At 66.8% G+C, this 17,895-nt stretch carries 21 protein-coding genes; 16 read left to right on the top strand and 5 right to left on the bottom strand.

Annotated elements, in window-relative coordinates:
* Positions 1-106: 106 nt before the first annotated feature.
* The 10 genes from hutU to EJV47_RS14910 all read left to right on the top strand — a co-directional run bounded on the left by hutU (position 107) and on the right by EJV47_RS14910 (position 8,250).
* Positions 107-1,870: a urocanate hydratase gene (hutU, locus tag EJV47_RS14950; RefSeq protein WP_207895903.1), complete on the top strand. Its 1,764-nt coding sequence runs from the start codon at positions 107-109 to the stop codon at positions 1,868-1,870.
* A gap of 111 nt (positions 1,871-1,981) precedes the next feature.
* Positions 1,982-2,239, top strand: a complete 258-nt coding sequence (locus EJV47_RS14945) for a hypothetical protein (protein WP_126693966.1) — start codon at positions 1,982-1,984, stop codon at positions 2,237-2,239.
* Complete coding sequence (locus EJV47_RS14940; protein WP_126693965.1) at positions 2,236-2,586, top strand: type II toxin-antitoxin system PemK/MazF family toxin; 351 nt, start codon at positions 2,236-2,238, stop codon at positions 2,584-2,586. Before EJV47_RS14945 ends, EJV47_RS14940 begins: the two co-directional genes overlap by 4 nt.
* Complete coding sequence (locus EJV47_RS14935) at positions 2,583-2,765, top strand: hypothetical protein (RefSeq protein WP_126693964.1); 183 nt, start codon at positions 2,583-2,585, stop codon at positions 2,763-2,765. Before EJV47_RS14940 ends, EJV47_RS14935 begins: the two co-directional genes overlap by 4 nt.
* Positions 2,766-3,026: 261 nt before the next feature.
* Entirely contained in the window at positions 3,027-3,569 is a 543-nt protein-coding gene (locus tag EJV47_RS14930; protein ID WP_126693963.1) for a hypothetical protein, read from the top strand.
* 8 nt (positions 3,570-3,577) lie between these two features.
* Positions 3,578-3,748: a hypothetical protein gene (locus EJV47_RS28080; RefSeq protein ID WP_165903773.1), complete on the top strand. Its 171-nt coding sequence runs from the start codon at positions 3,578-3,580 to the stop codon at positions 3,746-3,748.
* A 214-nt stretch (positions 3,749-3,962) separates the two neighbouring features.
* Positions 3,963-4,457 carry an exodeoxyribonuclease X C-terminal domain-containing protein gene (locus EJV47_RS14925; protein ID WP_126693962.1) on the top strand — a complete coding sequence of 165 codons (495 nt, stop codon included), beginning with the start codon at positions 3,963-3,965 and terminating at the stop codon, positions 4,455-4,457.
* Between the two features lie 210 nt (positions 4,458-4,667).
* On the top strand, positions 4,668-5,405 hold the full coding sequence (locus tag EJV47_RS14920; RefSeq protein WP_126693961.1) for an NADPH-dependent F420 reductase: 738 nt from the start codon (positions 4,668-4,670) through the stop codon (positions 5,403-5,405).
* Positions 5,406-5,885: 480 nt separating this feature from the next.
* Positions 5,886-6,596 (top strand): hypothetical protein, encoded by a 711-nt coding sequence (locus EJV47_RS14915; RefSeq protein WP_126693960.1) that lies wholly within the window; start codon positions 5,886-5,888, stop codon positions 6,594-6,596.
* A gap of 277 nt (positions 6,597-6,873) precedes the next feature.
* Complete coding sequence (locus EJV47_RS14910; RefSeq protein ID WP_165903772.1) at positions 6,874-8,250, top strand: S41 family peptidase; 1,377 nt, start codon at positions 6,874-6,876, stop codon at positions 8,248-8,250.
* A gap of 30 nt (positions 8,251-8,280) precedes the next feature.
* Here EJV47_RS14910 and EJV47_RS14905 read toward each other — a convergent pair whose 3' ends face one another.
* Entirely contained in the window at positions 8,281-9,111 is an 831-nt protein-coding gene (locus EJV47_RS14905; protein ID WP_126693958.1) for an ion transporter, read from the bottom strand.
* Between the two features lie 129 nt (positions 9,112-9,240).
* Between EJV47_RS14905 and EJV47_RS14900 the strand changes: the two genes are divergently transcribed.
* Positions 9,241-9,654, top strand: a complete 414-nt coding sequence (locus tag EJV47_RS14900) for a hypothetical protein (RefSeq protein ID WP_126693957.1) — start codon at positions 9,241-9,243, stop codon at positions 9,652-9,654.
* A gap of 46 nt (positions 9,655-9,700) precedes the next feature.
* Here EJV47_RS14900 and EJV47_RS14895 read toward each other — a convergent pair whose 3' ends face one another.
* The gene (locus tag EJV47_RS14895) at positions 9,701-10,270 is read right to left on the bottom strand and encodes a cupin domain-containing protein (RefSeq protein ID WP_126693956.1); all 570 of its coding nucleotides are present in this window, start codon (positions 10,268-10,270) and stop codon (positions 9,701-9,703) included.
* A gap of 226 nt (positions 10,271-10,496) precedes the next feature.
* Between EJV47_RS14895 and EJV47_RS14890 the strand changes: the two genes are divergently transcribed.
* The 4 genes from EJV47_RS14890 to EJV47_RS14875 all read left to right on the top strand — a co-directional run bounded on the left by EJV47_RS14890 (position 10,497) and on the right by EJV47_RS14875 (position 14,670).
* Positions 10,497-10,826, top strand: coding sequence for a GNAT family N-acetyltransferase (locus EJV47_RS14890; RefSeq protein WP_126693955.1), 330 nt, complete (start codon positions 10,497-10,499; stop codon positions 10,824-10,826).
* A 184-nt stretch (positions 10,827-11,010) separates the two neighbouring features.
* The gene (locus EJV47_RS14885) at positions 11,011-13,434 is read left to right on the top strand and encodes an RCC1 domain-containing protein (protein WP_126693954.1); all 2,424 of its coding nucleotides are present in this window, start codon (positions 11,011-11,013) and stop codon (positions 13,432-13,434) included.
* A gap of 337 nt (positions 13,435-13,771) precedes the next feature.
* Positions 13,772-13,963 (top strand): cold-shock protein, encoded by a 192-nt coding sequence (locus EJV47_RS14880; protein WP_078014057.1) that lies wholly within the window; start codon positions 13,772-13,774, stop codon positions 13,961-13,963.
* 101 nt (positions 13,964-14,064) lie between these two features.
* Entirely contained in the window at positions 14,065-14,670 is a 606-nt protein-coding gene (locus tag EJV47_RS14875) for a GrpB family protein (protein WP_126693953.1), read from the top strand.
* A gap of 38 nt (positions 14,671-14,708) precedes the next feature.
* On the opposite strand, the gene EJV47_RS14870 is transcribed toward EJV47_RS14875, so the two are convergent.
* Complete coding sequence (locus tag EJV47_RS14870; protein WP_341539263.1) at positions 14,709-15,587, bottom strand: NmrA family NAD(P)-binding protein; 879 nt, start codon at positions 15,585-15,587, stop codon at positions 14,709-14,711.
* Between the two features lie 177 nt (positions 15,588-15,764).
* Positions 15,765-16,301 carry a pyridoxamine 5'-phosphate oxidase family protein gene (locus tag EJV47_RS14865; RefSeq protein WP_126693952.1) on the bottom strand — a complete coding sequence of 179 codons (537 nt, stop codon included), beginning with the start codon at positions 16,299-16,301 and terminating at the stop codon, positions 15,765-15,767.
* A 149-nt stretch (positions 16,302-16,450) separates the two neighbouring features.
* Between EJV47_RS14865 and EJV47_RS14860 the strand changes: the two genes are divergently transcribed.
* A complete protein-coding gene (locus EJV47_RS14860; protein WP_126693951.1) occupies positions 16,451-16,897 on the top strand; it encodes a hypothetical protein in 447 nt (148 codons plus the stop codon).
* A 98-nt stretch (positions 16,898-16,995) separates the two neighbouring features.
* Here EJV47_RS14860 and EJV47_RS14855 read toward each other — a convergent pair whose 3' ends face one another.
* On the bottom strand, positions 16,996-17,763 hold the full coding sequence (locus EJV47_RS14855) for a hypothetical protein (protein WP_126693950.1): 768 nt from the start codon (positions 17,761-17,763) through the stop codon (positions 16,996-16,998).
* Positions 17,764-17,895 lie beyond the last annotated feature (132 nt).

Here is a 17,895-nt window from a genome sequence, read left to right as displayed (position 1 = left end):
GCTGGCCGCCCGGCCCAACCTCGGCCGGGCAAAAAGCGCCGGGGCCAGCCGCCGAAAACGCTATATTCGCCGCTCTACCCAATCCCCTGATTCTCCCCACCCCGCCATGTCGCACTCCGCCCTCGAAACGCCCGAGCTGAACCTCGAAGCCACCAGCAAATCCTCGGCTACCGGCCAGCAGGCCACCCGGCCCATGTACTACGAGTACAAGCCCGCCGAAACCGTGAAGGCCAAGCACGGCTCCGAGCTGCGCTGCAAAACCTGGGAAGCCGAAGCGGCCCTGCGCATGCTCGAAAACAACCTGGACCCGGCCGTGTCGCTGGTGTACGACGAGCTGATTGTGTACGGCGGCGCCGGCCGCGCGGCCCGCAACTGGAAGGAGTTTCAGACCATCGTGAGTACCCTCAAGAACCTGGAGGCCGACGAAACCATGCTGGTGCAGTCGGGCAAGGCCGTGGGCGTGATTCGCACCTGGGCCCACGCCCCGCGGGTGCTCATTGCCAACTCCAACATCGTGCCCGCCTGGAGCACCCAGGAGTACTTCGACGAGCTGGACAAGCTCGGCCTGATGATGTACGGGCAGATGACGGCCGGCTCCTGGATTTACATTGCCACCCAGGGCATCCTGCAGGGCACCTACGAAACCTTCGCCGCCGTGGCCGACAAGCACTTCGGCGGCACGCTGGCCGGCACCGTCACCATCACCGCCGGCCTGGGCGGCATGTCGGGCGCCCAGCCGCTGGCCGTGACCATGAACGACGGCGTGTGCCTGGTCATCGAGCCCATCGACGCCCGCGTGAAGCAGAAGGTGCGCGAAGGCTACGTGGACGAGCAGGCCCGCGACCTGGACCACGCCCTGGAGCTGATGCAGCAGTACAAGCAGGAGCGCAAAGGCTGGAGCATCGGCCTGACCGGCAACGCCGCCACCGTGCTGCCCGAGCTGCTGGCGCGCGGCTATAAGGCCGACATCGTAACCGACCAGACCTCGGCCCACGACCTGATGGACTACATTCCCGAGGGCGACATCGACCAAGTATTGCAGCTGCGCAAGGACAACCCCGAGGAGTTCAAGCGCCAGGCCCTGGCCTCCATCGTGAAGCACTGCCAGGCCATTATCGACATGCAGGCCGGCGGGGCCGTGGCCCTCGACTACGGCAACAACCTGCGCGGCCAAGCCGAAAAAGGCGGCCTGCGGGTGCGCGACGAAAACGGACAGTTCCTGTACCCCGGCTTCGTGCCCGGCTACATCCGCCCGCTGTTCTGCGAGGGCAAAGGCCCCTTCCGCTGGGCGGCCCTCAGCGGCGACCCGCAGGACATCCTGCGCATCGACCGCGCCCTGCTCGAAACCTTCCCCGACAACAAGATGCTGGCCCGCTGGATTGAGAAGGCCCAGGCCAAGGTGCCCTTCATCGGCCTGCCCGCCCGCGTGTGCTGGCTGGGCTACGGCGAGCGGGAAAAGTTCGGCCTGGTCATCAACGACCTGGTGGCCCGCGGTGAAGTCTCGGCCCCCATCGTCATCGGCCGGGACCACCTCGACTGCGGCTCCGTGGCCTCGCCCAACCGCGAAACCGAGGGCATGAAGGACGGCTCTGACGCCGTGGCCGACTGGCCCCTGCTCAACGCCCTGGCCAACACCGCCTCCGGCGCCGATTGGGTGAGCCTGCACAACGGCGGCGGCGTGGGCATCGGCAACAGCACGCACTCCGGCATGGTGATAGTGGCCACCGGCACCCCCGAAAAAGCCGAGCGCCTGCGCCGCGTACTCACCACCGACCCCGGCATGGGCGTCTTCCGCCACGCCGACGCCGGCTACGAACTGGCCCAGCAGGTAGCCCAAGAGCGCGGGGCGAAGATTCCGGGGCTAGCATAATAAACTACCGCCGCGCCGGTGTTAGGCAATGGTCCGTAACACCGGCGTCGTGGTAGCACCGCGTTGCCCGTCGTTTGCGTAACTTCTGGCGTACTGTTGTTTCACGTTTTTATGAGCACCCGCACCTCCTCCTACGACTCCCTGGTGAATGCCCTGGCCGCTTTGGCTGGGGTAGCCGCCGCCGCCGTGGTCAAATGGGCCTTGTCGGACCATGAGGCGCTGACGCCCGAGGCCCGCCCCGCGCCGGTAGTTGCGCGCAGGGATGAGCAGCTGGCCCTGATGCGGCAGGCCGCGCACGACCCGCAGTATCTGGCGGATATGCGCGAGGTCAACGACGATTTTGCGTTTGCCGACGCCGAGCAGCTATGAGCATCCGGCGCTGGGAAATCTACCGGGCCGATCTGGACCCGGTGCTAGGCTCGGAGCAGGGCAAAACCCGCCCGGTACTCGTCATCAGCGACGACGCGCTGAATGACTTGCTGCGCGTGGTGAACGTGCTGCCCTTGACCTCGCGCAAACCCGGCCGGCGCGTTTACCCGAATGAAGCATTGCTGCCCGCTGGCAGCGGCGGGCTCCCGAACGAGTCGATAGCCCTGGCCTACCAGATTCGCACCTTGGACAAGCAACGGCTCACGCTACGCTACGGCGCCGTTCGGACGGCCGACGTGCGGGAAGCGGTGGAAGCTGCCCTGAAGTTTCAGCTGAATTTATCATGAGCAAGAAACTAGGCATCGAACCCCGCGAGGTAGATTTAAGCGTGGGGCCTGCCGAGCCGCTGACGCCGCAGGCCGCTCAGGAAATAGCCCGCTTCATGGCGGCCAGCAAACAGAAGCAGAAACGCCGCGCATTAGAAGCAGCTTCTACTCAACAACCAGTGCCAGCCACCACCAAATAATAGCCCACGCCCTGTCGCTGCTCATCAGCGACTTTGGAGCCGTGCCCGGTCTGCCCGTGCTGAACCCGCACGACGCGGGGCAACTGGGGCCGCGGTGAGGTAAAATGAAGCTTGCAGCTATAGCGGGAATCTGCTTAGCTTCACTACCGACCCCGGTATGGGCGTCTTCCGCCACGCCGGCACCGGCTATGAGCTGGCCCGGCAGGTAGCCCAGGAGCGCGGGGCGAAGATTCCGGGCCGGGCGTAAGTAGCTTCGTCTGTATGAAAAACCCAGGTAGCCAGGCTTCCAAAGGCATTGCAGTCCGCATCGACAAGCTGACCAATTCGATTGAAAATGTCATTTCCAAGGAAGTATTTGCTACCGTCGTTACCCCAGTCACCAGCAAAAGCCTAATCCGCAAACCGGATTGGGCTTTTGACTGGCAAAAGGAGCTGCGCACGGCTGGCCGGCAGGTGTTTCAGTTGACCACGGAGGATAACCCGACCATCATTCAAGGCCTGATTAGCCTGGAGGAAATGCAGGGCTTTCTGTATATGCACTTGCTGGAAAGCGCCACATTCAACAAGGGCAAACAAAAGCTTTACCTCGGCGTGCCCGGCAACTTGGTGGCGTTTGCCTGCAAACTGGCGTTCGAGCGTGGGCACGATGGGTACGTAGCCTTTGTTTCCAAAACAGCGTTGCTACACCATTACGCCGACACCCTGGGCGCGACGCCCATCGGCGGCCAACGCATGGCCATTGAGTACCCGGCGGCTCGTAAATTGGCAGCACGCTATTTCAACGATTTCCCTTTTCCCAGCTGACCCGACCAATGACCAAGAAACTAGGTATCGAGCCCCGCGAGGTGGATTTGGTTATAGCGCCGGCTGAGCCGCTGACGCCGCAGGACGCCCAGGAAATAGCCCGCTTCGTGGCGGCTAGCAAACAGAAGCAGAAACGCCGCGCTACTGGGAACGGGCCTGCGCCGGCCGCCCGAAAATGATACGGAGTGCAGACCGCCCTGGCCCACGGTCTGCCGCTGCGGTGGGGCTGAAGAAGCTTGGGCTGGTACAGGAATCTGATTAGCTTCGCTATAGCCCCCGGCATGAGCGTCTTTTGCCACCCTGACTCGGGCTACGAGTTAAACTAACAGGTGGCCCAAGAGTCCATAGCAAAAACCTTAGAGCAGTGAAACGATTGTTTAAAACCCAGAACACATGGAATATATAATCAAAGCGTACGGTGATTTGAGTCAAATGGAGTTTGGCAAGTACTCTGATTTAATGATATTTGAGGTAGCTGAAAAAGATCCAACTTACTTAGAATGGTGTATTGTTAATCTTGACCATTTCTACATAAATACGGATTATCATCTAAGAGGCGTAAGCTTAAGCGATAAAGCAAAGGAGGTTCTTCGACTTAAGGCGAAAAAATATGATGAGCAAATTGCTGTTGAACATAACTTGACATGCGCAGATGGCTATGGTAAGCACGATATTGATGAAGATGGGATTTGCATCGTCTGCGGACGTGACACTTGTGTTCCTGATTCCTATTATGATGATAAGAATGCAAATGATTATGAGAATGAATCTGATGAGATAGATAAATGGAATTTTGAGGTTTTGTCTGGCGGTCAATTTGGAGATTATGATTCATTTAAAGAGAATGGTGGGGATACAGATGACTTATTAGAATATCTTGGTCGTTAGAGAGATTTGCTTTCTCATGGCTGCGACGACTAGACCATCGAAAAAACCTCGTCTCACAAAAGAACGCCGCCCGAGCCCCCGCTCCGGCGGCGTTGCGCATTCCAGCGGTTTCCAACGCCCCACCGCCCCCCACCAAACAAACGCCCGGCTCCGCTGTCTACCTGCCTGAACCTGCGCCGGCCCCGGCCGGCGCCCAACCTCAGACACCCCATGAACATCGGAATCATCGGCGCGGGCCACATCGGCAGCGCGTTGGCCGTGCGGCTGACGGGCCTCGGCCACCAGGTATACATTGCCAACTCCCGCGGGCCCGAAACGCTCCGGGACGTGGAGCAGAAAACGGGCGCCCAGGCCGTGACGGCCGAGGAAGCCGCCCGGCGCGGCACCGACCTCCTCGTGGTGACCATCCCGCTCAAGAACATTCCCGACCTGCCCCAGGACCTGCTCAAAGACGTGCCGGCCAACGTGCCCATCATCGATACCAGCAACTACTACCCGGTGCTGCGCGACGGCCGCATTGAGGAGCTGGAGCACGGGCCGCTGACCGAGAGCGAGTGGGTGCAGCAGCAGCTGGGCCGCCCGGTGGTGAAGGTCTTCAACAACATCTACGCCCACCACATCGTGGAGAAAGGGCAGCCCCAGGGCACGCCGGGGCGCATTGCGCTGCCGGTGGCCTCGGATGAGGCCGCCGCCAAGCAGCAGGTAATGGCCGTGGTGGACGAGCTGGGCTTCGACGCGGTGGACGCGGGCAAGCTGCACGAGTCGTGGCGGCAGCAGCCGGGCACGCCCTCCTACGGGCAGGACTGGCCGGCCGACAAGCTGCGCGCGCATCTGCAGGGCCTGGGCTCCGGGCGTAGCGAGCAGCAGCACGCCGAGTACCGGGCCAACCACACCCGCGCCGAGCAGCAGATTCTGAAGCAGTTTCAGCAGGGGCAGGGCGCGGAGTAGGCGAGGGGGCTAGGCAAGCAACGCCCGCACCCCAACGTCGGCCCCGGCGGATAGGCCGGGGCTGGGGCAGTTTCCCCGGTGGCCCCTCGGAAGATTCAGCGGGGCGATGTGAAAACGCCCGTAAACCCGCCGAACCTTCAGCGAGCCAACAGGAAAACGCCGGTGGCCCCGCTGAACCTTCAGCGGGCCGACGTGAAAACGCCGGTGGCTCCACCGAACCTTCAGCGGAGCCACGTGAAAAGCCAGGTTGCTCCGCTGAACCTTCCGAGGGGCAACGTGAAAACTCCAGTAGCCCTGCTGAACCTTCGGCGGGGCGACGTGAAAACGCCGGTGGCTCCGCTGAACCTTCAGTAGGCTGACGTAAAAAGGCCGGTGGCCCCGCTGAAGATTTGGCGGGGCCACCGGCCTTTTCGTAGTTGGATAACTCAACTATTCCTGGTAGATAGGAGCGAGTTTATTTCTCACTCTAACTACCTTTTTATGTTGTCGTTCGACAAAATTTTCGCTGACTGGTTTGCGGACGAAGCCATCAGCAACCCGGAGTTGGAAGCCGGGGTGCGGGACCACCTGGAACGCCTGCGCAAAGGCAACGAGGGCGGCCGCTTCGATGCCCTGATCGGGAGTACGGAAGCCCGCTTCACGGCCTACTTCGGCTACCGCAGTGACGCCAGCACGGGGCTCAGCGCCGGCAAGGGGCAAACTCTCACGCTGGATGCCGCCCGGGAGGCGGTCCGCAAATGGATTACGGGCCCGGGCCGCGAGTATGTCCACTACAAGCTCAAGGACGAAGCCCAGCGCCTGCGCTTCTACCCGAAGGGCGCCACGGAGTACCACAACGCCAACTACCCCGAGTGGCCTGGCCTGCTGGAACGCTTCGACAAAGCCCTGGCCGAGCTGGGTGCGGGCTTCGAAGCCGACTTCAAGACCACCTACGCCGGCCACCGCGACGCGCTGCTGGCAGCCCTGACGGCGCAGAGCGGGCAGAAAAAGGCGCAGGCCGACGCCCGCGTGGGCACCAAGCAGGAGCGCGCCCTGCTCACCCGCCAACTCTCGCGCAACGCCCGGCAGCTGGGCCTGGATTTCGACGAGCAGCCCGGCATGGCCCTCACGTTCTTCGACCGGCGGTACTTCAACCAGCACCAGCCGGAGCCGGCCCCGAAGCCCGCCGGCCCGCCTGTGCCGGCCGGCTAACCCCGGCCCCGCCATTGCCTCCTTTTGTCGCCCGACCTATCCTGATTTCGCCTATTGCAACGTAGCCGGCGCCCGGCTTCCCTGCGGAAGCCGGGCGCTTGGTTTTGGGGCTGGCACGTCAGCACGGGGCAGTTGGGCGCGGCCGGGACCGAAACCACCCGGCTGCCCACCACGACCCCACGGCTGCTGCTTATATTTACCCGGTATGGGCCCGCCGCAATCTGGTCGGCAAGGCGCCCGTTATGCCAAGGCCGGAGCCGCCCGGCCGGTTACTGCTATGCTCACGAAAACTTTACTGCTGCTCGGGGCGCTGGGGCTGCCCCTGCTGGGCTGGGGGCAGAAAATTGCCACCCGGGACGCGCTGACCGATTTGACCTTCCTCGACCGGGCCGTGCGCGAGGCCCACCCCGCCAATTACGCCCCCGAGGCCTACCGCGTCGACCTGGGACCGGTGCTGGCCAGGGTGCAGGCCTTGACGGCCGACAGCCTGAGCGCGGTGGAGTTCCGGCTGCTGCTGGCCGAGGCCCTGTACCGGGTGGGCTGCGTGCACACCGGCATCCGCAAGAACCCGCTGGCGCCCAAGGCTGCTCCGCGCTACTTCCCGCTGCAGCTGCTCACGCTCAACGGCCGCCTGTACGTGGGCGCCGACAGCGTCCATCAGCTAGCCGGGGCCGAAGTGCAAACCCTCAACGGGGTGCCGGCCGCTACCCTCGTGGCCACGCTGCACCAGTACTGGGCCAGCGACGGGGGCGGCCCGGCCCGGGGCGAAGCGGCCTTCAACCGGCTGTCGGCTTCGGTAATTTCGCTCTACTTCGGCTACCCGGCCACCTACGCCCTGACCACGAACAAGCAATCCGTGCGCGTGCCCGCCGCCCCGCAGCTGCCCCCGCCGCTGGCCCCGCCGCCGCTGGCCGGGGTGGTGCTGCGGGCCCGCGACAACAGCCTGCGGCTGCAGGAAGGGGCGGCGGTGCTGCGCGTGCGCTCCTTTGCCCGGGCCGACGCGGCCTTTTTCGACCAGGCCCTGCGCTACGTGCGCGAGCAGCAGGTGCCGGCCCTAGTTATCGACCTGCGGGGCAACGGAGGCGGCAACCGCGCCGCCGCCGTGGCCCTGGCCCGGCACCTGGTCGATACCGCGTTTTCGTACGCCTTCGTGCAGCCCCGGCAACTGCACCCCTTCCGCTACGCCAACGCCACCGGTAAGCTGTACCTGGGCCTGGCCGCGCTGCGCTACACCGTGGGCGACGCCTGGCGCGGGCGGCGCAGCCCGCTGGGGCGCACGTACACCTACCGCTACCGGCCCCACGCCCAGCCCTACCGGGGCCGGCTGTTTGTGCTGACCGACGGCTTTACCGCCTCATCGTCCACCATGCTCACCGCTTGGCTGCGCCGGCACAGCCGGGCCACCTTCGTGGGCACGGCGGCCGGGGGCGGCTACAACGGCAACAACGGCGGCACCTTCCCCGTGCTGACGCTGCCCAGGTCCCGCGTCGAAATTACCTTTCCGGCCTACCGGCTGGTGCTCGATGCGGCCTCCGCGCAGCGCACCGGCCTGGTGCCCGACGTGGTGCCGCCGCGCAGCATCAACGACGTATTGCAGCAGCGCGACGTGGACCTGGATGCCGTGCTGGCCCTGCTGCGGACACCGGCCCGGTAGGAGCGGGGTCTTTGGGCGGACGGGCGGTGTCTACAGCTTCTCGCCGCAGCGCCAGCAGTACTCCGCGTCGGGGCGGTGGTCCGGGGCCTGGCACACGTGGCAGACGACCTGCTTGTAGGCCGGGCGGCTGGTGCCGGGCAGCACCATCTGGGCCGACACGATGCCGGTGGGCACGGCAATGATGGCGTAGCCCATAATCATGAGCACCGAGGCCAGCGTCTGGCCCAGCACCGTGGCGGGCGAAATGTCGCCGTAGCCCACGGTGGTCATCGTCACGATGGCCCAGTAGATGCTTTTGGGGATGCTGGTGAAGCCGTTCCGGCCGCCTTCCACCACGTACATGAGCGTGCCCACCACCACGGCCAGGGTAATGACGGAGCTGAGAAACACCAGAATCTTGAAGCGGCTGGCCCGCAGGGCATTCAGGATAAACTCGCCCTCGCCGATAAACTGCCCCAGCTTGAAGATGCGGAACACCCGCAGCAGCCGCAACGTGCGGATGACGAGCAGGTAGCGGCTGCCGGCCAGCACCAGGGCCGCCAGCGTGGGCACAATGGCCAGAAAGTCGATGATGCCCAGCCAGCTCAGCGCGTAGGCCAGCGGCCGGCGCACCACCAGCAGGCGCATCAGGTACTCGAGCAGAAACAGGCCCGTAAACACCCACTCCACCGCCCGCAGCTGCGGCCCGTAGCGGGCACTGATGCTGCTGACGCTTTCCAGCATCACGGTCACTACGCTCAGCACAATGGCTACGAGCAAGGCAATGTCGAAGAGCTGGCCGGCCCGGGTGTCCGACTCGAAGATGACGCGGTAAGCCTTTTGCTGCCAGGAAGCAGCGTTGTCGCGGGGACGAGTATCCATAGAAAACGGCTGGCGGCCGGGCCGGGGCGCGGCCGGTTCGGTAGCCCGGGCTTACGCAAATCAGCCCTGGCAGGACGAAGCGGGCCCGGCGGCCTATCATTGCAGCCTCATTCACTCCTGCCTGCTGCTATGAAAACCCTGCTATCGGCCCGCGCCGCCGCCGGCGCCCTGCTCGTCATCATCACGCTCACGCTGCTGTTTCACGGGCTGGTTATCAGCGGCGTCATTCCCTTCCAGATCGTGTGGGGCGGGCGCATCAGCAGCCGGGAGCAGCTGCTGGTCTTCGAGGCCGTGTCGGTGGGCCTGAACCTGCTGATGCTGGCGGCGGTGGCCGCCCGGGCGGGCCTGCTGCGGGTGCGCGTGCCGGCCGGGCTGCTCACGGCGGCGCTCTGGCTGATGGCGGCCCTGTTCGCGCTGAACACGGTGGGCAACCTGCTGTCGAACAACGAGCTGGAAAAGCTGGTGTTTACGCCCCTGACGCTGCTGCTGGCCCTGCTGAGCCTGCGCCTGGCCCTGGCCCCGCCGGCAGCAGCGCGGGCCTAAGCGCCGGGGCCGCCAGCGCGGTGCAGCCGACTGCAAGCCCCGGCGGCTAGTCGGGCTTCAGCGCCGGGCCGACGATGTGAATATCGTGCTGGGCGGCCAGGGCCCGACGGCCTTCCAGGCTTTGGTCGGCCAGCTGACTGGCGGTGCGGAAGTACTCCTCCATCGTGCCGGCGGGCTGGTGCATTACCAGCAGCCGGGCCACGCCTTCGCTGGTTTTGATGAAGGTATGCGCCACGCCGCGGGGCACCAGCAGGGTGTCGCCGGCCTGCAGGCGCATGGTTTCCGGGCCGGCCTGAAACTTAAACTCGCCTTCCTCCACGCAAAACCACTCGTCGCAGTCCTTGTGGTAGTGCAGGGCGGGGCCCACTTTGGCGGGCCTTAGCGTGTCGAAAATCACGTAGCGCCCGCCCGTATCCCGCCCCGATACCTTGACGGTGAAAGAGGCGTCCAGGAATTTGAACGGCTGGTTGTTGCGGTCCTGCTGGCGGCGCACCAGCACGGCCTTGGCGGGGGCGTCGTCGGGCGGGGTGGGGCAGAGAGCACCCGCCCACAGCGGCCGGACCGAGGCAGCGGCGGGGGCAAGCAGGGAGAATTGCAGAAAGGTGCGTCGGTGCATGGCGTTGGAGCGTGGTGACAGACAGAGCCTGATATCAAGGTCGTTAGAAAGCAGCGCGTTACCAAGCAGTAGACCGGCCTGCTGCCTCGCATTGGCCAGGGGCGCCAGCAGACCAGCCGGCAGCCGCCCGGCGCCAGTCGACGCGCTGGCAAGCAGCCGGGGCGCCCGGCTGCCCGGGCCGCCCCGGCCGGGCCGGCATTGGAGCCCGTTGGCTACCTTACCGCCTATGAAACCCGAATTTGAAACCCTGCCGCTGGTCGACAACGCCGGCGGCCACCGCTTCGAGCTGAGCGTAAACCACGCCACTGCCTACATGGAGTACGGGGAGCGGGACGGGGCCGTGGCCCTGTTTCACACCGAAGTGCCGGCCCAGCTGGAAGGCCGGGGCGTCGGCACGGCCCTGGTGGAAAAAGTGCTGGCCGAGGTGGAGCGCCGCGGGCAGCCGCTGATTCCGCTGTGCCCCTTCGTGACCAGCTACCTGAAGCGGCACCCCGAATGGCAGCGCCTGGTGGCCCCGGCCTACCAGCGCTGGTTTCAGCCCAGCCCGCAGGCCTAGCGGCGCGGGGTGAGGCACTCATTGCTCAGCGCTAAGGCCTGGGAGTAAGGCGCACAGCACCGAAAAAAACGGCTGCCGGATTGTGCCTTGGCGCGCCTTGCCGTTACTTGGGCCGCTGATGCTGGCGGGCCGGCCCCGCCGCCGGTGTGACCGTCTTTACCCGCCCTTCGCCTGATTTTGGTGCATGAAACAACCGCTACTCTTCTCGTTTAGATTCGTGCGCCGGGGCTGCTGGGCCCTGGGGCTACTGCTGGCCGCGGGCCGCACCCAGGCCCAGACGCACTCGGCCGTAGTGTTCGGCGACGGCACGCTCTGGACCTGGGGCAACAACCAGTACGGCCAGCTCGGCGACGGCAGCACCCGCCACCGCGAAGCCCCGGTGGCGGTGGGCGCGGGGGCCAGCTGGCAAAGCACGGCCGCGGGCGAGCAGCACACGGTGGCCGTGCGCCAGGACGGCACCCTCTGGGCCTGGGGCGACAACCAGTTCGGGCAGCTCGGCGACGGCACGTGCAGTCCGCGCCCGACGCCGGTGCAGATCGGGGCGGCTGCCACCTGGCAGAGCGTGGCGGCCGGCGCCAACTACACCGTGGCCCTGCGCACCGACGGCACGCTGTGGGTATGGGGCGAAAACGCCAACTTCCAGCTGGGCAACGGCACGGGCATCGACGCGCTGGTACCCACTCAGTTGGGCACGACGACCACCTGGCAGAGCATTTCGGTGGGCACCGAGCACGCCTGCGCCATCCGGCAGGACGGCACCCTCTGGGCCTGGGGCTTCGGCACCCTCGGCAACGGCCAGCGAACCTACTTTGTGAACCCCACGCAGGTGGGCACGGCCAGCAACTGGCAGAGCGTGGCCGCCGGCCACGACCACACCGTGGCCGTGCGGCGCGACGGCACCCTCTGGGCCTGGGGCGAAAACTACCACGGGCAGCTCGGCGTGGGCACGCCCACCTGGTGCCCCACGCCCGTGCAGGTGGGCACTGCTGCCAACTGGCTGCTGGCCGCCGCGGGCCGCTACTACACCGCGGCCCTGCGCCAGGACGGCACCCTCTGGAGCTGGGGCCTGAACGAGCGGGGCCAGCTGGGCGACAGTACCACCAGCGCCCGGCGCACCCCGGTGCAGGTGGGGCGGGCCACCACCTGGCAGACGCTGACGGCCCACGAGGCGCACACCGTGGGTACTCACCGCAATGGGGAAGTATGGGCCTGGGGCAGCAGCACGCGGGGACAGGTGGGCAGCCCGGCGCGGGTAGCCATGAACCTGGTGGAATACCCCCGGCCGGTGGGCGCGGCCACCACTTGGCAGAGCGCCGCCGCGGGCGGAGAACATAGCCTGGCCGTGCGCCAGGACGGCACCCTGTGGTCCTGGGGCCGCAACTACTACGGGCAGCTCGGCAATGGCACCTCTTCCGGCATTCATCGCGCCGCGCCGGAGCAGGTGGGCACGGCCACCGGCTGGCGCAGCGTGGCCGCCGGCGCCGATTTCAGCCTGGCCCTGCGCCAGGACGGCACGCTTTGGGCCTGGGGCCGCAACAACTACCGGCAGCTGGGCGGCAGCACCCCCTTCTCCCGCGACGTGCCGGAGCAGGTGGGCACGGCCACCAGCTGGCGCAGCGTGGTGGCCGGCGAAGCATTTGCCCTGGGCCTGCAGCAGGACGGCTCCCTTTGGGGCTGGGGCGACAACGGCTACGGGCAGCTGGGCACCGGCTCCCGGTTTATTCCTCCCACCCCCGAGCGCGTCGATACCACTACCACCTGGCGCAGCGTGGCGGCCGGCGGGCAGCACGCCCTGGCCCTGCGCCGCGACAGTACCCTGTGGGTGTGGGGCGACAACGCCAGCGGGCAGCTGGGCCACGGCACCACCGCGCTGCTGCGTCCCACCCACATCAGTCAGGCCCACCGCTGGCTGAGCGTGGCGGCCGGCGCCGATTTCAGCCTCGCCGTGCGCGCCGACGGCACCCTCTGGGCCTGGGGCAACAACGCCGAGGGCCAGCTGGGCGACGGTACTACCACCCGCCGGGCGGTGCCGGTGCAAATCGGGACGGCCACGGACTGGCGGCAGGTGGCCGCCGGGCGCGGCTACGGGCAGGGTGTGCGGCAGGACGGCAGCGTGTGGGTGTGGGGCAGCGGTGCCCCTACGAGCAGCGGTGCTCCGCTCTTGGTGCCCACCCTCATGGGCACCGCCGCCGACTGGGCGCAGCTCTACCCGAGCAGCGGCAGCCAGCACGTACTGGCCCGGCGCCCCGACGGCACCCTCTGGGGCTGGGGCAACAACACCTCCTACCAGCTCGGGTGGCTGACTTACGCCCCGCTGCCCGTGCTCGTTAGGAGCGGGGTGCTGGCCAGTCGGGCGGGGGCGCCTGCCACCTCCGACCTGCTGCTTTTCCCGACGGTGGCCGAGGCCGGGCAGGTGCAGTACCGGGGGCCGGCGGGCGCGGCCTCAGCGCTGCTCGAAGTGCTGGACATGACCGGGCGGGTGGTGCTGCGGCAGTCGAGGGCTGCCGGCCAGGGGGTGCTGCCCGTTGCCGCGCTGCCCGCGGGCTGGTACGTGGCGCGCCTCACCACGAGCGGGGGCTGCCACACTGCCCGCTTCTACCGCCCCTGATACCGCTGCGCTAGCCTGCCGTTTTGCTGCTTACCCGTATTCGGCGCCCGGGCAGCAGCCGCTTTGGGGCCCGTTAGTGGCAGGGCCCTTCCGATAAGGGCGTGCCGTAGCGGCTTGGTTTTAGCGGGTTCGCAGCTGAACTTTATCGGGGCAGAGCCGGTTTGCAGCCCGTAACGCGACTGAAATGACCGGGCCGAATACTGCCGACCGGAAATAAAGCCGTATGTTTACGCTGTTTAAGGCAAGTTGCCTCGTGTCACCTACCTCAATTCGCTTGCAGAATCAGAGTAGCGTTCCGTTGTCAGTTGCTCGTTTTTCACCTTTTTCCTAAAGCATCATGGCAACGGGAACCGTAAAATTCTTCAATGAGACCAAAGGCTTTGGTTTCATCAATGACTCCACCACCGGCCAGGACGTATTCGTCCACGTAACCGGCCTCATCGACGAAATCCGCGACAACGACAAAGTCGAGTTTGAAGTGGAGCAGGGCCGCAAAGGTCTGAACGCCGTAAAAGTCCGTCGCGCCTAGTTTTCGGCCGACTACTTCGCAAGCAGCACCCCTGACCGGGGTGCTGCTTTTTTTGTGCCCGGCGGGCGGCTAGCTTAGCCGGCTCAACCGCCGCCGTGCCCATGCCCGACCTCCCCGCTTTTGCCCCGTCCCGGCCGGTGGTGCTGGTGCCTTACCGACCCGCCTGGCCGGATGAGTTTGCTGCCTTGGCCCGCCGCCTGCGGGTCCTGGCCGGCCCCCTGCTGCTGCGCATCGACCACATCGGCTCCACGGCCGTGCCGGGGCTCAGCGCCAAGGACGTGCTGGATGTGCAGCTGACCGTGACCAGCCTGCCCGCTGCGGCGGCGCTGACGGCGGCACTGCGGCATGCCGGCTTTCGGCAGGGCGAGGCCACGCAGTACGACGAGTTTCACGGCCTGCCCCCAGACTCGGCAGAGCTGCGCAAGCTCTACATGCGCGAGCCGGCGGGGGAGCGGCGCACCCACCTGCACATTCGCGAGGCGGGCCGCTTCAACGCCCGCTACGCCCTGCTCTTTCGCGACTATCTGCGGGCCAGCCCCCGGGCCCGCGCCGAGTACGAGCTGCTGAAAAGCCGGGCGGCCGCCCTGTTTCCCCGCAGCATCGAGGGCTACCTGTACCTGAAGGAGCCGGTGTTTCACCTGGTGTTTGAGGCCGCCTCGCTCTGGGCCGCGCAGGTAGGCTGGCAGCTACCGCCCGCCGCCGCCTAGCGGTGCCACCCAGCGGCGGGCCGCCGGCCGGGCGCGGCCTAGCGCCGGGTGAGCAACTGCTGTACCGAAGTCCAGCGGATATCGGGGTACCGGTCGTTGTCGAGCGGGGCGAGCTTGGCCTGGCCGCTGAACATGTCGCGCAGGTACTGCATGCCTTGCCAGGCCGGGAATACCTCGTCCGGGGCGGGGCTCAGGGTCTGGGTGAGGCGGATGAGCACATTGAAGGCGCCCAGGCCGCCGGGCCGCAGCCGCCGGAACTCGCGGCCAAAGGCGGCCTCGGCGGCGGCCTGCAGGCCGCGCGGGCTCTGCACGTCGCCGGCAATGCGCAGGTAGCGCGGGGCCGCATCGTCGAGGGCGGCGGCGGCGGTGTAGTCGGCGGTGTCCACCATGGTGGTGAAGTCCAGGGGCTGCTCGGCCGAGCCCCAGTGCAGCACCAGGCCGGGGCCGGGCAGCACCACCGGGGCCGTGCCCTTGAGCAAATCCGTGAACATGCCATTGAGCACCGAGGTGGCCTGGATGGGCGCCCGGTCGAGGCGGCGGCTGAACTCCCGGCGCAGGTCGAGGTTGCGGTTGGAGCCCTCGGGTAGCCGGTCGTAGGCAATGCAGAAATCGGACGGGATGAAGCGGGGCACGCCGGCTTTCACGGCGGCCTGCAGCAGCTGCGTCTGGGCGCCGACAATGACCTCGCGCAGCCCCGACAAAGCCGACACCACGCAGCTGGCGCCGGTGCAGGCCTGGGTGAGGCTGGTCTGGTAAGCGTAATCGACTACCTCCACCTCCACGCCCTGGCGGCGCAAGGATTCGGCCTCGGCGCCGGCCTGGGCCTCGGGGCGCACCAGGGCGCGCACGGCCGCGCCGCGGCGGCGCAGGTGGTGGGCAATGAGCAGGCCCAGCTGCCCCGTGGCGCCGGCCAGCACGATGAGGGGGGCCGTGGGCTGGGAGTCGGCGGGGTGGGAGGGCTAGGCGGTGGGGCGGAGCGCGGTGGCGTCGGGCATGGCGAAGTAGCGGATGATGGCCGAAGGAAAGCTCGGCCGGGCGGCAAACCTGCCTGTACCGGCATCCGGGCCCAAAGGTTGCCCGCGCGGCGGCCCGGCTCAGATGCCGGTGGGCTTGCCGTCGAGGCTGCGGGTGTTTTTCTGCTGCCAGTACTCCTGCACTTTCTCCGGGCCGCGCTTCTGCATGGAGTGGTTCAGCTCCTGGCGCTCGGCCCGGAAATCGAGCAGGGGCACGGCCATGCCGCAGGACGTCAGCACCAGGTCCACCTCCACGGCCACAATCTGCCGGGCGCCGGGTAGGGGCGGAAACAGGGGCAGCAGCTCGGCCCACTGCGCGTCGCGAGGGTGGTACACGGCGGCCGTGCCGTAGAGGCGCAGGATGTTGGGCCGGCCCTCGAAGGCGCACCACATCAGCGTGATGCGGTTCAGCTCGCGCAGGTGGGCGGCGGTTTCGTTGCCGCTGCCGGTCAGGTTCAGCCAGGCCACGCGGTGGGGGCCGAGCACGCGCAGGGAGTCCTGGCCCTTGGGCGACACGTTGACGCGGCCGTCGGCGGCGGCCGTACCCACGAAGAAGACGTGCTGCTGCTCGATGAAAGCCTGGATATCGGGGCTGATGTCGGGGTGATGCTTGGCCATGAGGCGGAAAGGCTGGTGGGGTGACGGGGGCAAGGTAAAACCGCCGGCGGGCGGCGCCCCGGTTCGGCCAGCTGACAAAAGCGGTGCATCTTTCGCGGCAGCGGCCCGCTCGGCCTTGCTGCCAACCTTTCATTTATTGATTTAGCCGCATGAGTCCCTGGCACCTACTGTGGATTGGCCCTTTATTTATCGGTGGCTTCGCGGCGCTGTGGGCCTTTGTGAGCAAGGTATTGTCGTGGTTGGGCTGGCAGCGGCTGGCCGACGAGTACGCGGTGGCCGCAGCTCCGCCCTCGGAGGTGCGGCTGCGGCTAAGCTGGGCCAAGCTCGGCTTGGTCGATTACAAAAACGTCATCGAAGCCGGCCTGGGCCCCGAAGGATTGTCGCTGACGGTACCTGCCATTTTCCGCATTGGGCATCCGGCCTTGCTGATTCCGTGGGCGGCCCTCGGCCCGGTGCATCAGCGGCGGCAGCTCTGGAACACGCACTACCAGCTCTCGATTAGTACCGCGGGCCGCTCCGTTCCGCTAGCCTTTCGCAGCGAAGCGCTGGCCCAAGCGCTGCGGCCCTGGCTGGTAGAGGCAGCAACTGCCGAATAAAGGCCAGTGGCCCAGCCGAACCGTTCGACGGTGGCCCGAAGTTGTGGTACTTCCGGCCCGCCGACTGGCAACCCGGGCTTCTCCAGGCTGCAGGCGGCTCAGGCGCTTTTCACGAAGCGAATCAGCTCGCGTACCTGGTTGAGGAACTGCGCGTCTTCCGAGAGGCGGGCAATGTCGGCGGCGGCTTGCCGGGCCAGGGCTTCGTGGTCCCGGCTGTTCTGGCGGGTCAGCTCCTCCAGGCGGGCGTCGAGGCGGTCGAGTTGCTGGCGCAGGTGGGCTTGAGCCTGCACCTGCTCGTAGGCCCAGGAGCCGGGCTCGGCCTGGTCGAGGGAGGCGGTGGCCAGCTGGAGGTCGGTTTCCAGCGCCAGCACCCGCTCGCGCAGCTCCACCACGTCTTCGCGGGGGTAGCGAATCTGGTGGGAGAGGGTTTGCAGGCGCCGGGTGAGGTGGGCGTAGGCGCGCTGCCCGGGCCGCACGAAGGTGAGCAGCAGCGCCGCCGCCGAGGCTGCGTAGCCCACGGCCGTGAGCTGGTAATAGGCCAGCAGGTAGAGCACCACGGCCGTGAAAACGTGCAGCCCGATGGCCAGCCACAGAAACCGCCGGGCCAGGCGCCGGGCAAACGTCACCGTCTCCTCGTTGACGGCTATGCCCTTGGCGCGCGACTCGCGGGCGTCTTCCAGCACGTCCTTGGCCGCAAAGTGCGTGTCCCAGGGCAGCACCACCACGCCCGCCAGCCACCAGAACACCCCGATGCCCGTGACCCAGTCGATGAGCGTGCCCACGGGCAGCTGCAGCAGCCGCAGGCCGGTGAACAGTAACAAGACCAGAATCGTCAGCACCGTCAGAATACCCAGGAAGCCGCGCATAGCAGAGAGGGAAGCGTTAGGGCCGCGCCGGCGGTGGGCGGCGCGGGTAAAGGTAGCGGCCGGGGCGGTTTGCCAAAGCGTGAAGAAAGGATTCGGCGGGCTGTTGCGGCGGCCCAGCTGCCGGTTGACCTT

It is taken from the genome of Hymenobacter gummosus, from assembly GCF_003970915.1.
Taxonomy (GTDB): domain Bacteria; phylum Bacteroidota; class Bacteroidia; order Cytophagales; family Hymenobacteraceae; genus Solirubrum; species Solirubrum gummosum.
Note: the sequence above shows the minus strand (reverse complement) of the source record. Positions and strands in the feature narration are given on the sequence as shown.